General features: G+C 61.3%; 11 protein-coding genes, 1 tRNA gene and 2 rRNA genes (1 of these 14 only partly in view). 5 read left to right on the top strand and 9 right to left on the bottom strand.

All coding sequences use genetic code 11. From position 1 onward, the window contains the following. From J2J98_RS19040 to J2J98_RS19025, 4 genes are all read left to right on the top strand, one after another. Positions 1 to 1244: ribosomal RNA gene (locus tag J2J98_RS19040) — 23S ribosomal RNA — on the top strand (it extends 1557 nt beyond the left edge of the window). Between the two features lie 232 nt (positions 1245 to 1476). Further along, a 5S ribosomal RNA gene (gene rrf / locus J2J98_RS19035) occupies positions 1477 to 1591 on the top strand. A 215-nt stretch (positions 1592 to 1806) separates the two neighbouring features. Then, positions 1807 to 1883, top strand: a tRNA-Met gene (locus J2J98_RS19030). A 106-nt stretch (positions 1884 to 1989) separates the two neighbouring features. Continuing rightward, positions 1990 to 2127 carry a hypothetical protein gene (locus J2J98_RS19025; protein WP_171049347.1) on the top strand — a complete coding sequence of 46 codons (138 nt, stop codon included), beginning with the start codon at positions 1990 to 1992 and terminating at the stop codon, positions 2125 to 2127. A gap of 174 nt (positions 2128 to 2301) precedes the next feature. On the opposite strand, the gene J2J98_RS19020 is transcribed toward J2J98_RS19025, so the two are convergent. The 9 genes from J2J98_RS19020 to J2J98_RS18980 form a co-directional block, all read right to left on the bottom strand. Then, complete coding sequence (locus tag J2J98_RS19020) at positions 2302 to 3432, bottom strand: calcium:cation antiporter (protein ID WP_064710721.1); 1131 nt, start codon at positions 3430 to 3432, stop codon at positions 2302 to 2304. A 152-nt stretch (positions 3433 to 3584) separates the two neighbouring features. Beyond that, a complete protein-coding gene (locus J2J98_RS19015; RefSeq protein ID WP_207601850.1) occupies positions 3585 to 4292 on the bottom strand; it encodes an SDR family NAD(P)-dependent oxidoreductase in 708 nt (235 codons plus the stop codon). Between the two features lie 163 nt (positions 4293 to 4455). After that, a complete protein-coding gene (locus J2J98_RS19010) occupies positions 4456 to 4806 on the bottom strand; it encodes a ribbon-helix-helix domain-containing protein (protein ID WP_207601849.1) in 351 nt (116 codons plus the stop codon). A gap of 23 nt (positions 4807 to 4829) precedes the next feature. Next, positions 4830 to 5426, bottom strand: a complete 597-nt coding sequence (locus J2J98_RS19005; protein WP_064713805.1) for a DJ-1/PfpI family protein — start codon at positions 5424 to 5426, stop codon at positions 4830 to 4832. A gap of 158 nt (positions 5427 to 5584) precedes the next feature. Next, positions 5585 to 5977, bottom strand: coding sequence for a DUF779 domain-containing protein (locus J2J98_RS19000; RefSeq protein WP_207601848.1), 393 nt, complete (start codon positions 5975 to 5977; stop codon positions 5585 to 5587). 80 nt (positions 5978 to 6057) lie between these two features. Then, entirely contained in the window at positions 6058 to 7566 is a 1509-nt protein-coding gene (gene adh / locus J2J98_RS18995) for an aldehyde dehydrogenase (protein ID WP_064710707.1), read from the bottom strand. A gap of 169 nt (positions 7567 to 7735) precedes the next feature. Then, positions 7736 to 8695, bottom strand: a complete 960-nt coding sequence (locus tag J2J98_RS18990) for a helix-turn-helix domain-containing protein (RefSeq protein WP_207601847.1) — start codon at positions 8693 to 8695, stop codon at positions 7736 to 7738. A 185-nt stretch (positions 8696 to 8880) separates the two neighbouring features. Beyond that, positions 8881 to 10089, bottom strand: coding sequence for a TIGR03862 family flavoprotein (locus J2J98_RS18985; RefSeq protein ID WP_207601846.1), 1209 nt, complete (start codon positions 10087 to 10089; stop codon positions 8881 to 8883). A gap of 71 nt (positions 10090 to 10160) precedes the next feature. Then, positions 10161 to 10583, bottom strand: coding sequence for a MerR family transcriptional regulator (locus J2J98_RS18980; protein ID WP_207601845.1), 423 nt, complete (start codon positions 10581 to 10583; stop codon positions 10161 to 10163). Between the two features lie 71 nt (positions 10584 to 10654). Between J2J98_RS18980 and J2J98_RS18975 the strand changes: the two genes are divergently transcribed. Beyond that, entirely contained in the window at positions 10655 to 12895 is a 2241-nt protein-coding gene (locus J2J98_RS18975; protein ID WP_207601844.1) for a heavy metal translocating P-type ATPase, read from the top strand. Positions 12896 to 13029 lie beyond the last annotated feature (134 nt).

Here is a 13029-nt window from a genome sequence, read left to right as displayed (position 1 = left end):
GGTGGTCAGGTAGAGTATACCAAGGCGCTTGAGAGAACTATGTTGAAGGAACTCGGCAAATTGCACGCGTAACTTCGGAAGAAGCGTGACCCCAATTTACGCAAGTATTTTGGGGTGGCACAGACCAGGGGGTAGCGACTGTTTATCAAAAACACAGGGCTCTGCGAAGTCGCAAGACGACGTATAGGGTCTGACGCCTGCCCGGTGCTGGAAGGTTAAGAGGAGAGGTGCAAGCTTTGAATCGAAGCCCCAGTAAACGGCGGCCGTAACTATAACGGTCCTAAGGTAGCGAAATTCCTTGTCGGGTAAGTTCCGACCTGCACGAATGGCGTAACGACTTCCCCGCTGTCTCCAACATAGACTCAGTGAAATTGAATTCCCCGTGAAGATGCGGGGTTCCTGCGGTCAGACGGAAAGACCCCGTGCACCTTTACTATAGCTTTACACTGGCATTCGTGTCGGCATGTGTAGGATAGGTGGTAGGCTTTGAAGCGGGGACGCCAGTTTCCGTGGAGCCATCCTTGAAATACCACCCTTATCGTCATGGATGTCTAACCGCGGCCCGTCATCCGGGTCCGGGACAGTGTATGGTGGGTAGTTTGACTGGGGCGGTCGCCTCCGAAAGAGTAACGGAGGCGCGCGATGGTGGGCTCAGACCGGTCGGAAATCGGTCGTCGAGTGCAATGGCATAAGCCCGCCTGACTGCGAGACTGACAAGTCGAGCAGAGACGAAAGTCGGTCATAGTGATCCGGTGGTCCCGCGTGGAAGGGCCATCGCTCAACGGATAAAAGGTACGCCGGGGATAACAGGCTGATGACCCCCAAGAGTCCATATCGACGGGGTTGTTTGGCACCTCGATGTCGGCTCATCGCATCCTGGGGCTGGAGCAGGTCCCAAGGGTTTGGCTGTTCGCCAATTAAAGCGGTACGTGAGCTGGGTTCAGAACGTCGTGAGACAGTTCGGTCCCTATCTGCCGTGGGTGTAGGAATATTGACAGGATCTGTCCCTAGTACGAGAGGACCGGGATGGACATATCTCTGGTGGACCTGTTGTCCTGCCAAGGGCATAGCAGGGTAGCTATATATGGACGGGATAACCGCTGAAGGCATCTAAGCGGGAAACCCACCTGAAAACGAGTGTTCCCTATCAGAGCCGTGGAAGACGACCACGTTGATAGGCCGGGTGTGGAAGTGCGGCAACGCATGAAGCTTACCGGTACTAATAGCTCGATCGGCTTGATCGTTCTCATTGACCATGCTCATCTCCCGGCGACCGCAAAGCGGTCGTCCGGTTCGATGTGCCTGACCTTTGTCCTGACGCGCCATTGGCGCTGCGGATGGCCACGCCAAACGATTGGCGACGGCCTCTGGCCTGTATGGGTGCCACAAGCACCCGCAGCCGGAAAGATTAAAGACGTGTTCAAAAGAAACAGGCTAACGCCTGCCAGCTTCTCATCAAAAGTTGCGCTTTGCCGACCTGGTGGTTATGGCGGGGTGGCTGCACCCGTTCCCTTTCCGAACACGGCCGTGAAACGCCCCTGCGCCCATGGTACTTCGTCTCAAGACGCGGGAGAGTAGGTCGCTGCCAGGTCTGCAAATCGCAACTAAATCTTCTCATCACATTCAAACGGCCAACGCCGTCGCAAAGGGCCGCTCACAAAGCGGCCTTTCGTGTTATAATACTTCTCGCGGGGTGGAGCAGCCCGTTCGGCCTAAGATCGATCCACCGGATCGATCTCTTAACGGCCTCACATCGTCAGGCTACGCCTGACATCGCTCCCGGGCCCAAAGTCCGGAATGGTATATCGCGGGGTGGAGCAGCCCGGTAGCTCGTCAGGCTCATAACCTGAAGGCCGCAGGTTCAAATCCTGCCCCCGCAACCAAACAAAATGCCCGCCTCGAGCGGGCTTTTTGCGTTTCCGGGGAAACATCAAGACATCCGTTCAGCGAGCGGCGTGATGCATCTCACAGCATCCGGGAAAGCAGAGCATGGACGAGCCCGAATTCCTCTCACAGGTGGCGCGGATTCGGACGTCGGCCGCGAAGGTGAAACAGTGCGGCGTGGAGGACTTCCGTGGTCTCGCGCCGTTCTCGATCTGCTGCGGCATGTCGAGCGCCAGTATTTAATTGATCCCGGCGTGCGCTGAGAACATGCAACAAACTTGCTTCAGCGGCCCTAAATGTGCGCATCGGCGTTTCGAGGCGTAAGCCGCCGGGACTTTTCTCGCTCGGCAGTCGGCACGCGGGCATGTGGCGGCAGTCGACACGCAGGGCATTTAATGTCCGCTCTCGCGCAGGCCATCATTGCTGGAAAATCAGCAGGACGTAGGCCAGAAAAAGTACCAGATGAACCGCCCCCTGCATCAGATGCGTGCGGCCGCTGGCAAATGTTATAATGCTGACCGCAAGAGTGAGCACCAGCATCACAAGATCTCCGTGCTCCAGGCCGAGGGTTACCGGATGTCCGTAAAGACGGCTGATGACGAGCATTGCCGGTACGGTCAGCCCGATGGTCGATAAAACCGACCCGAGAAAAATATTGACGGACCGCTGAAGATTGTTGGCGATAGATGCGCGCACGGCGCTGATGGCCTCGGGGGTGGCGACAAGAACGGCCATGACGACACCGCCAAATGCGGTTGGAGCATGCAGGGTTTCGATGATGTAATCGATCGGCCGCGCGAGCTGTTCGACCAGGAATACCACAGGACCCATGTAGGCGAACAGCAATAGGGCATGAGGCCACACCGCCGCGGCGTGAGGCGCTGCTTCATCACGAGGTTCGTGGCGATTGCTGCCGTCGGTGAAATAGTCCTGATGGCGACCGGCTTGAAGAAACAGAAATGTGGCGTAAAGGCCTACCGAGATTATGCCGAGTATCAATTGCCGTGGCGCCGACGGATGTTGTCCGTCCGGGCCGGGAAGAAAAGTCGGCATCACAAGGCTGAGCGTCGCCAAAGGCACGATGACGCCGAGATAGGCGTTAGCGCCCTGCATGTTATGCTGTTGCTCGGGCCGCCGCCAGGCACCCAGCAACAAGGATAGACCGACCATGCCGTTCAGGATGATCATGACGACCGCGAACAAGGTGTCGCGCGCCAACGTCGGGTTGTTCTCGCCATGAATCATCACGGCGGATATAGCCATCACTTCGATCGACGTGATGGCGAGCGTGAGAATGAGAGTCCCGAAAGGCTCCTTAATGCGCTCCGCCAGATGATCCGCATGCCGCACGACGGAGAGGGCGGAACCGAGCACGACGGCAAATAGCCACCCGAAAAGGACCGTGAACCAGAACGGATCGGAAAGTCGGCTGAAGAGCTGCTCCTGAAACGCGAGGAATATCCAGCTCGTCGCGAGGCTGACGCCGAGAAACCGTTCCTCGCGCATCAGGGCGGCTGCGCCGGTGCGCGATACCGGCCGGTCACTCATCGCAAGCACCGCCATCGGCCAAATGCAGTCGCGATCCGATCATCAACTCCATCGCATGCTTGACCCCGAGATAAAGGCGATCGTCTGTCATTGGTTCAGAATATCAAAAGGACCGTGCTGCCGGCCAGATCCCGGGGACCTGCAAACCTCGCCTATTCGCGGCCGGTGGCTGGAATCGCTGCCCCGGTAACGACGCCTGATGCGGGTGAAATGAGGAAAGCGATGAGCCTCGCGATCGACTGCGGCGATACCCAGGCATCCGTTTTTGCATTGCGCATGGCCGCGCGATTCTCGGGGGTATTGATCGTGCCGGGCAGAATACAGTTGGCAGTAATGCGGTCGTCGCGGCATTCAGCAGCAAGCGCTTCCGTCAGCCGGATGACAGCGGCTTTCGAGGCTGCATAGGCGGCCTGGTTGGCACCGGCCTTCAGACCAGGCGCCGCAGCGACATGTACAATGCGTCCGTAGCCGGCGGCCTTCATCGTCGGGAGAACCGCCGCGCTGATCGTTAGCGCGGTGCGTGCGTTTGCCGTCATCATGGTATCCCATTGCGCGGGGGCTTCCGGCCCGACCGGCCCCATCTGAAACCCGCCAACGGTGTTGACCAGTGCGCCTACGCCGCCGAAGCGCTTGACGGATCGGGCGACGGCGGCAACGCAGGAGGCGTAATCGGTGAGATCTGTTCCGGCGATCGATAGAAACTCGGTGGACGCAGGAAGCTCGCCGGCCAACGTTTCCAGCTCCTGACTCGAACGATTCATGCAGACGAGTTTTACGCCGGCGCCGGCAAGCTCCCGGACAACGGCGCTGCCGAGGTTGCCGCCGGCTCCAGTGACGATCACGGCTTTCTGGTCGTACATGGCAAGTGATCTCCTGACGGCGCCGGTGCTCGATGATGCCGCGCATTGTTGGTCCAGGCTGCGCCGCAACGCAACCCCTTCCGCCGCCGCGTCGGTCAGGTATCTTGAGAATGCGGACGGAGCAGAGAGCTCCGCCCATCGGCATCCGGGTTTCGTCCGACTGTCAGTGATATTTTTCCCGTTCGCGGCCGAGGATGATCGGCGCATCCAACTCAGCGATCGGGCGGGTGACATCTGCCGGGATGTCACCGGTGACCTGCAGGTCGAGGTAGCGAGCGCAGCAGACGCGCAGGAATGATGTGAAGTTCCCGAGATCATGGCCGGCATCGATCGATTCATGGTGCAGCCTGGTAATCAGTTGCACGACGTTCATGCCGTCGCGCCGGGAAATTTCCTCAAGCTTCGACCAGAAGAAGTTCTCCAGCCTGACGCTGGTGACCATTCCATCGATGCGCAGCGACCGGGTGGTGCTCTCCCATAGCCGCGCATCCGCCTTGATGAAGAGTTCACACATGTCGTCCTCCTGGCCCCGCCTTCTCAGGCCGCGTTGGTTTCAGGTATTGACGAGGCATCGAGCACTGCCATGAACTGCCGCAGCCAGGAGGGATGCGCCGGCCATGCCGGCGCCGTGACGAGGTTGCCGTCCGAGACCGCATCGGAGATGGAAATGTCGGCGTAAATGCCCCCGGCAAGTTCGACTTCCGGCCGGCAGGCCGGATAGGCCGAGCAGGTGCGGCCCTTCAGCACGCCGGCGGCGGCAAGCAGCTGCGCGCCGTGGCAGATGGCGGCAACGGGTTTTCCGGCATCGAAGAAATGCAGGACCGTTTTGATGACGTCGGCATTGAGGCGAAGATATTCCGGCGCGCGGCCCCCGGGGATCACCAGGGCATCGTAATCCTCCGCCCGCACGCTGTCGAAAGTGGCGTTCAGCGCGAAATTATGGCCTCGTTTCTCCGAGTAGGTCTGATCGCCCTCGAAATCGTGAATGGCGGTGGCGACGGTCTCACCCGCCTTCTTGCCTGGGCAGACGGCGTCGACCGTATAGCCGCAGGCGAGCAGCGTCTGAAACGGCACCATCGTTTCATAATCTTCTGTGAAGTCACCGGTGATCATCAGGATCTTAGAAGCTGGCATCGCATCCTCCTTTGAAACCAACAGACCAAGATTAACAAAGAGCGCCCGGCAGCAGGTACTATGGGAATACTACAGGCTAAATTCTCGGCCGGCCGCAGGGAGCATCACGACAAGAGCGCTTTCAAATCCTTTTTGGGACGCAACATCAGGCGGCAGCTTCAGGCCGTCTTAATCGTCGCATCCGCTACGGCACAGGCCTCGCCGCCGCCGAAGAGACGGGAACGGGTAAGGAAACGTTTCTCGCGGCCGTTGTCGAGCGAGAACATGCCACCGCGGCCCGGCACGACATCAATGATCAGCTGCGTGTGTTTCCATGCCTCGAACTGGCTGGCGCTGATATAGACCGGCACGCCGCCGATCTCGCCGAGTTTGACGTCGCTGTCTCCGACCATGAATTCATTGGCGGGATAACACATCGGTGAAGAGCCGTCGCAGCAGCCGCCGGACTGGTGGAAGAGGATATCGGGATGATCGCGCTTGATTTCCGAGATGAGATCGAGGGCCGCGTCGGTTGCGAGAACACGCGGTTCGCCGTTGACGGTCGTTTCCATCGTTCTTCCTTCAGAGTTCGGGACGAGGGTACCCCTGTCAACCCCTCCCCACAAGGGGAGGGGTCCCATATGAGAGCATCTCAGAAGAAGCCGAGCGCTTTCGGGCTGTAGCTGACCAGCATGTTCTTGGTCTGCTGGTAGTGATCGAGCATCATCTTATGGGTTTCACGGCCGATGCCCGACTGCTTGTAGCCTCCGAAGGCCGCATGGGCCGGGTAGGCGTGATAGCAATTGGTCCAGACGCGGCCGGCCTGGATCTCGCGGCCGAAACGATAGCAGCGATTGGCATCGCGACTCCAGACCCCGGCACCAAGACCGTAAAGCGTGTCATTGGCGATTTCGAGCGCTTCCTTCTCATCCTTGAAGGTCGCCACTGAAACCACAGGGCCGAAGATCTCTTCCTGGAACACCCGCATCTTGTTATGTCCCTTGAAGATCGTCGGCTTGACGTAATAGCCGTTCGCCAGCTCGCCGCCGAGATCGTTGCGCGAGCCGCCGGCCAGAACCTGGGCGCCTTCCTGCTTGCCGATGTCGAGATAGGCGAGGATCTTCTCAAGCTGCTCCGTCGATGCCTGGGCGCCGATCATCGTTTCCGGATCAAGCGGGTTGCCTTGTTTGATCGCCTCGACGCGTTTGACGGCCTTTTCCATGAAGCGATCGTAGATGGACTCCTGGACGAGGGCGCGGCTCGGGCAGGTGCAGACTTCGCCCTGGTTGAGGGCGAACATCGCGAAGCCCTCGAGCGCCTTGTCAAGAAAGTCGTCATCCTCGGCCATCACATCGGCGAAAAAGATATTCGGGGATTTGCCGCCGAGCTCCAGCGTCACAGGAATAAGGTTCTGGCTGGCATATTGCATGATGAGGCGGCCGGTCGTCGTCTCACCGGTGAAGGCGATCTTGGCGATGCGCTGGCTCGTCGCCAGCGGCTTGCCGGCCTCGATGCCGAAGCCGTTGACGATATTGAGCACGCCGGGCGGCAGCAGATCGCCGACAAGCTCGGCCCAGATCAGGATCGAAGCGGGGGTCTGCTCGGCCGGCTTCAGCACCACGCAGTTACCGGCGGCAAGCGCGGGTGCGAGCTTCCAGGCGGCCATCAGGATGGGGAAGTTCCAGGGAATGATCTGGCCGACGACGCCGAGCGGCTCATGGAAATGATAGGCGACGGTGTCATGATCGATCTCGCCGATCGAGCCTTCCTGAGCACGGATGCAGGCTGCAAAGTAGCGAAAGTGATCGATCGCCAGCGGAATGTCGGCCGCCATGGTTTCGCGGATGGGCTTGCCGTTGTCCCAGGTCTCGGCCTGGGCGAGCAATTCCAGCTTGTCTTCCATGCGCTGGGCGATTTTCATCAGGATGTTGGAGCGCTCGGCAGCGGAGGTGCGGCCCCATTTTTCCTTGGCCGCGTGGGCCGCATCTAGCGCGAGATTGATGTCCTTTTCATCGGAGCGCGGAATGTCGCAGAGCTTGCCGCCCGTGACTGGCGTCACGTTTTCGAAGTATTTGCCTTCGACCGGCTCGCGCCATTCGCCACCGATATAGTTGCCGTACTTCAGCTTGAACGGCGACTCGACGATTTTCTGATGAAGCATGTCATCCTCCCTTGATGGTCCAGGTTCAAATCGAACCAGTGGGAGGAAAATGTGCGCGTTTTGCCGAAGGGAACAGGGAGCAGGATCAATACCGCAGCGCACACTGTCGCAGGTATGCGACAGGGTTGGATCAGGATTACTGTGTCTGGTGGAATCATAGGGCGCCCGCCTAATGCAGGCCGAACCTCTTCATCTTCCGGTGGAGCGTGGCTCGGCTGATCCCGAGGGCGATGGCCGCCTGCGAGACGTTGCCACTGGTGCGCGTCAGCGCGCGCAGCAAGGCGGCCTTTTCCGCTTCGATTATCTCTTCCTGTTGCGAGACGCGGGCCTCATGGAGGGCGTCGGCGGCCGGGATGCCGGCCGCAATCCGCTTGTCGTCCAGTTGCAGCGCGATGCGGGCGGCTCGGGTAGCGCCAAGCACGAGGTCGTGCCTGTCGACGGCAAGCAGGGCGGCCGCGGGATTGGTGCCGCTCGGGACCATCAGGAACCTGGCGCCGGCAAAAGCCGAACGGAAGAGGTTGAGCTCGATGCGCATTGCCGCGTCGCGTACGCTCTGCGTCAGGATCGCAAGCGTCATTTCGCTGACGTCTTCGCGACAGGTGGAAATGTCGAGGGCGGCTGCCAGTTCGCCGCGATGATCGCGGATTGGCGCCGTCGTGCAGCTCAGCCGGATGTTCGAGCAGAAGAAATGCTGATCCCGGAAAATGGCGACGGCCCGCTCGTCGGCCAGCGCCGTTCCGATGCCGTTGGTGCCGATGCTCGCCTCGGTCCACACAGAACCGGTCCATAGGCCGAGATCGTAGAAGTCCTTGTCGTCGCCGGCGGAGCCCCGACGCTCCAAGGCGATGCCGTTCCTGTCCGTCAGCAGGATGCAGCAGCCGGCCTTGCCGACGGTGGTGAAGAGGCGGTCGAGCTCCTCGGTTGCGCCGGCGATCAATTGTCCGGACCGTTCGCGTGCCTGGTGAAATTCCTGGTCGGTGAGGCGCAGCGGCGCACGCTCGTCCTCGGGGGCAAGGCGATGCATGGTCATGCATCGCCGCCAGGATGCGACGATCGGAGAACTCGCGGCGGCGGAATTCCGTTGCGCAGAGGTGTAGACATGCTCCGCATGTGCTGACTGTTCGTGCATCTGCTCCTCCCCAGGAACTTCAGCATAATCTGATGGAAAAGCGGTGGGTTTGCAATTGCACGCTTCGACCCCCATCCTTCCCCTTGCCCTTTGCGATCAGGGCACGATTCTGAAAAGTGTCAGCGAGCTTGGCACGACATCATGGGCCATTCATTGATGTAGATCCGGTTTAGGAGCATCGGCATCTACCGCGCCAGCCAGGCCTCGATGCCGCGCGCCGCAGCCCGGCCGGTCGCAAGGCAGGCGGTGAGGAGATAACCGCCGGTCGGCGCCTCCCAATCGATCATCTCGCCGGCGACGAAGGTGCCCGGCAGCGCCTTTAACATGAAACCCTCGTCGATGCTGGTCCAACGGATCCCGCCTGCAGAGGAGATCGCCTCGGCGATCGGCCTCGCGTCGAGAACCGGTATCGGCAGAGCCTTGATCATGCTGGCGAGACGTTCGGGATCGGTCCGGTCGCGGTCGGGCGTGAGTTCGCGCAGCAATGCCGCCTTGACGCGGTCAAGCCCGGCGCCCTTGCGCAGGCGGTTTGAAAAGCTCGACTTTGAATCCTGCCGTCTCAGGTCGCGAGCCAGCCTTTCGATCGTCCGGCCTGGGGCGAGATCGAGTGTCAGGGCAGCGCTGCCATGGTGCAGAAGCCGGTCGCGGAGGCTGGCCGCGTGGGCATAGACGAGGCTGCCCTCGATGCCGCTACCGGTGACGACGAACTCGCCGGGAAAGGTGCCGGCTTCGGATGTGGCGGTGACCGATTTGACGGGCTCGCCGGCGAAACGCGCACTGAAGCCTGCGCTCCAGCCGACGACGAATCCGCAATTGGCGGGCCGGAAGGCCTCGATCTCGATGCCCCTTTCCGCCAGCCAGGGCAGCCAGGCCGCATCCGAGCCAAGGCGCGGCCAACTTGCGCCGCCGAGCGCCAGCAGGGCGGCGTCGCAATGGACGATGCCACGCCCTTCCGGCATTTCGAAAACATAACCGTCTTCGACAAGACCGGTCCAGCGGTGGCGGGTGCGCAGCGCGACACCCCGCTCTTCCAGCCGCTTGAGCCAGCCACGCAGCAAAGGAGAAGCCTTCATCACCGTCGGGAACACCCGGCCGGAGGAGCCGACGAAGGTTTCGGTACCGAGCCCCGCAGTCCATTCCCTGATATCGCCAGGGGTAAAGGCATCGAGAGCGGGACGCAGCCGGGCTGAGGCCGCGCCGAAGCGCGTAGCAAAGCGGGCATAGTCCTCGGAATGGGTAATATTGAGGCCCGACTTGCCGGCCAGCAGGAACTTGCGGGCGAAGGTCGGCATGGCGTCATAGACCGTCACTGCATGGCCGGAGAGCGAAAGCAGCTCGGCAGCCGCAAGACCTGCGGGGCCGCCGCCGATGATCGCAATCCGTTTCTGGCTCATGATGTCTTCGCCCGATTCTTTCCGGCGCAGTTTTGGCGCGGGCGCCGATCACCTGCAAGGGTGCAGGTTCGTCAATGGTGAGAATGCGTGCACTGACCGTGGTCGGCGAGAACCTCGATGACGCGGCATTGGTCGACCCGGCCGTGGCCGCAGCCCTCTACCATCATTTCCAGCTCGGCCTTCAAAGCCATCAGACTCCGGATGCGCTGCTCGATCTCAGCGAGGCGAGCCTTGGCGATGGCGTCGGCCGAGGCGCAGGACTGGTTCGGATCGTCCTGCAGGGTAAGCAGCGTGCGGATCGCCTCGATCTCGAAACCCAGCTCGCGGGCATGGCGGATGAAAGCGAGACGGCTGACATCGGTGGGCTCGAAGGCGCGCTGATTGCCTTCGCTGCGGCTCGGCGCCGCGAGCAGGCCGATGCTTTCGTAATAGCGCACCGTCGGCACTTTGACGCCGCTCCGGCGAGCAGCTTCGCCAATCGTGATCTTTTTCATGATTTTTCTCTTGCATCTCTAGTCGCTAGAGGATGTAGGAGGGGTGCTTCCATTTGACAAGGAAGCAGATCATGACCGAGACGAGCGAGACACGATACCGGGTCGGCGGCATGGATTGCGCCGCCTGCGCCAGCAAGATCGATACCGCCGTCAGGCGCGTGGCGGGTGTCGCCGATGTTACCGTCTCGGTGGCGACAGGCACCATGACCATCCGGCATGACGCCAGCAGCGATCTCAAGGCGGTCCAGAAGAAGGTGACCGGTCTTGGCTATTCCGTCTCGCCATTTGCCGGAAACGCGGTGCCCTCAGACGAACATGGCTTGCACGATCACGCGGACCACGACCACGATCATGATCATGCTGGTCATGATTATGCCCGTCATGATCGAGACCACCGCCATGGCGAGAGGGAAATCGAAAAACTTCATGGACAAGACCATGCGACGATGACCGGTTCCTGGTGGCAGAGCAGGAAGGGCCGGTTGACCATTTTTTCGGGTGCGGCACTCGTTGCCGCTTATGCTATCGGCCATCTCGTGCCGGCGATCGCATCCTATGCCTTCATCGTCGCCATGCTGGTCGGTCTGCTGCCGATTGCGCGGCGAGCCGTCATGGCGGCATTCTCAGGCACGCCATTTTCGATCGAGATGCTGATGACGATCGCAGCCGTCGGCGCCGTCATCATCAATGCGGGCGAGGAAGCGGCAACGGTCGTATTCCTGTTCCTCGTCGGCGAATTGCTCGAAGGAGTGGCGGCGGGCAAGGCGCGTGAAAGCATACAGTCACTGACGGCCCTGGTGCCGAAGACTGCGCTGCTCGAACACAATGGCCAGATGCGGGAGGTGCCGGCGGAAAGCCTTGCGGTCGGCACGGTCATCATGGTTCGTCCCGGCGACCGCATCCCTGCCGACGGCGTCATCGTATCAGGTGATAGTGCGATTGACGAGGCTCCGGTGACAGGCGAAAGCACGCCGCTGCGCAAGGGCGTCGATGCCGTCGTCTATGCCGGTACGGTCAATGGCGATGCCGTGCTCAGGGTTCGCGTCACGGCAGCCGCTGCCGACAATACCATCGCCCGCGTCGTCAAGCTGGTGGAAGAAGCGCAGGAATCGAAGGCGCCTACGGAGCGCTTCATCGATCGGTTCTCGCGCTATTACACGCCGAGCGTAGTCGTCGTCGCCGCACTTGTCGCGGTCATTCCGCCGCTGTTTCTCGGCGGCGCTTGGGGTGAGTGGATCTATAAGGGCCTCGCCATCCTGCTGATCGGCTGCCCCTGCGCCCTCGTTATCTCGACGCCGGCGGCGATCGCCGCCTCCTTGTCGGCCGGCGCCCGGCGCGGGTTGCTGATGAAGGGCGGCGCTGTTCTGGAAACGCTCGGCAAGGTGACAATAGTCGCCTTCGACAAGACGGGCACGCTGACGGAAGGCAAGCCTCGGGTGACGGATATCGTTTCCTTCGGATTGGGCGAGGCGCAGCTCTTGTCGCGTGCGGCGGTGCTGGAGCAGGGCTCCAGCCATCCCTTAGCGCTTGCCATCCTCAACCGCGCCAGGATGGATGGCGTTCCCGTGCCGCCGGCCTTCGAATTGGAAGCGTTGCCGGGCAGGGGTGTTACCGGCAAAGTCGGCGGCGAGACAGTGGATCTCTTGTCGCCGCCCGCCGCCCGCGAGCGTGGGGCGCTCAACGCGGGACAGGAGGCGCGTATTGCCGGGCTCAACGATGAGGGCAAGAGCGTGTCGGTGCTGCTCGTCAATGGCCTTGCGGCCGGGTTGATCGCCATGCGCGACGAGCCGCGCGAGGATGCTGAAGCCGGGCTCTCGGCGCTCAAATCGGCGGGTGTCAAGGCGATGATGCTGACCGGCGACAATAAGCGCACGGCGGCAGCCGTCGCCGACATGCTCGGCATCGACTGGCGCGGCGAGATGATGCCCGAGGACAAGCAGCGGGTCGTCGGCGAACTGAAGCGCAAGGGCTTCGTCGTCGCCAAGGTCGGCGACGGCATCAACGACGCGCCGGCGCTCGCCGCCGCCGACATCGGGATCGCCATGGGCGGCGGCACCGATGTGGCACTGGAGACCGCGGATGCCGCCGTGCTGCACGGACGCGTAGGCGACGTGGCGCGGATGATCGCGCTTTCCAAGCGGACGATGCGCAATATCCTTGAGAATATCACCATCGCGCTCGGACTGAAGGCTGTCTTCCTGGTTACCACGATCATCGGGATCACCGGGCTCTGGCCGGCGATCCTCGCCGATACCGGCGCCACGGTGCTGGTGACGATCAATGCGCTCAGGCTGCTTCGGATAAAGGCGTGACTATTCCGGGCTTCATCTTTTCTGCGATGTGCCGCATCGGCGATTGGAGCCCGAACAGCTTAGGATCTTAGTGCCGGCTATGGGCCTGCCCTGTTCATCAAAGGCTTCTCCACAGCCAGTTTACCTTAAGCTTT

Origin of the sequence: Rhizobium bangladeshense (genome assembly GCF_017357245.1) — a bacterium.
In the GTDB taxonomy this organism is placed as follows: domain Bacteria; phylum Pseudomonadota; class Alphaproteobacteria; order Rhizobiales; family Rhizobiaceae; genus Rhizobium; species Rhizobium bangladeshense.
This window is presented reverse-complemented; position numbering and strand designations above follow the sequence as displayed.

Excerpts from the sequence above, each read along its gene's own strand:
- adh (WP_064710707.1), bottom strand. The coding sequence starts at position 7,566 with ATGCTTCATCAGAAAATCGTCGAGTCGCCGTTCAAGCTGAAGTACGGC.
- J2J98_RS18975 (WP_207601844.1), top strand. The coding sequence starts at position 10,655 with ATGACCGAGACGAGCGAGACACGATACCGGGTCGGCGGCATGGATTGC.
- J2J98_RS19020 (WP_064710721.1), bottom strand. The coding sequence starts at position 3,432 with ATGAGTGACCGGCCGGTATCGCGCACCGGCGCAGCCGCCCTGATGCGC.
- J2J98_RS18980 (WP_207601845.1), bottom strand. The coding sequence starts at position 10,583 with ATGAAAAAGATCACGATTGGCGAAGCTGCTCGCCGGAGCGGCGTCAAA.
- J2J98_RS19010 (WP_207601849.1), bottom strand. The coding sequence starts at position 4,806 with ATGTGTGAACTCTTCATCAAGGCGGATGCGCGGCTATGGGAGAGCACC.
- J2J98_RS19015 (WP_207601850.1), bottom strand. The coding sequence starts at position 4,292 with ATGTACGACCAGAAAGCCGTGATCGTCACTGGAGCCGGCGGCAACCTC.
- J2J98_RS19025 (WP_171049347.1), top strand. The coding sequence starts at position 1,990 with ATGGACGAGCCCGAATTCCTCTCACAGGTGGCGCGGATTCGGACGTCG.
- J2J98_RS19005 (WP_064713805.1), bottom strand. The coding sequence starts at position 5,426 with ATGCCAGCTTCTAAGATCCTGATGATCACCGGTGACTTCACAGAAGAT.
- J2J98_RS18990 (WP_207601847.1), bottom strand. The coding sequence starts at position 8,695 with ATGCACGAACAGTCAGCACATGCGGAGCATGTCTACACCTCTGCGCAA.
- J2J98_RS18985 (WP_207601846.1), bottom strand. The coding sequence starts at position 10,089 with ATGAGCCAGAAACGGATTGCGATCATCGGCGGCGGCCCCGCAGGTCTT.
- J2J98_RS19000 (WP_207601848.1), bottom strand. The coding sequence starts at position 5,977 with ATGGAAACGACCGTCAACGGCGAACCGCGTGTTCTCGCAACCGACGCG.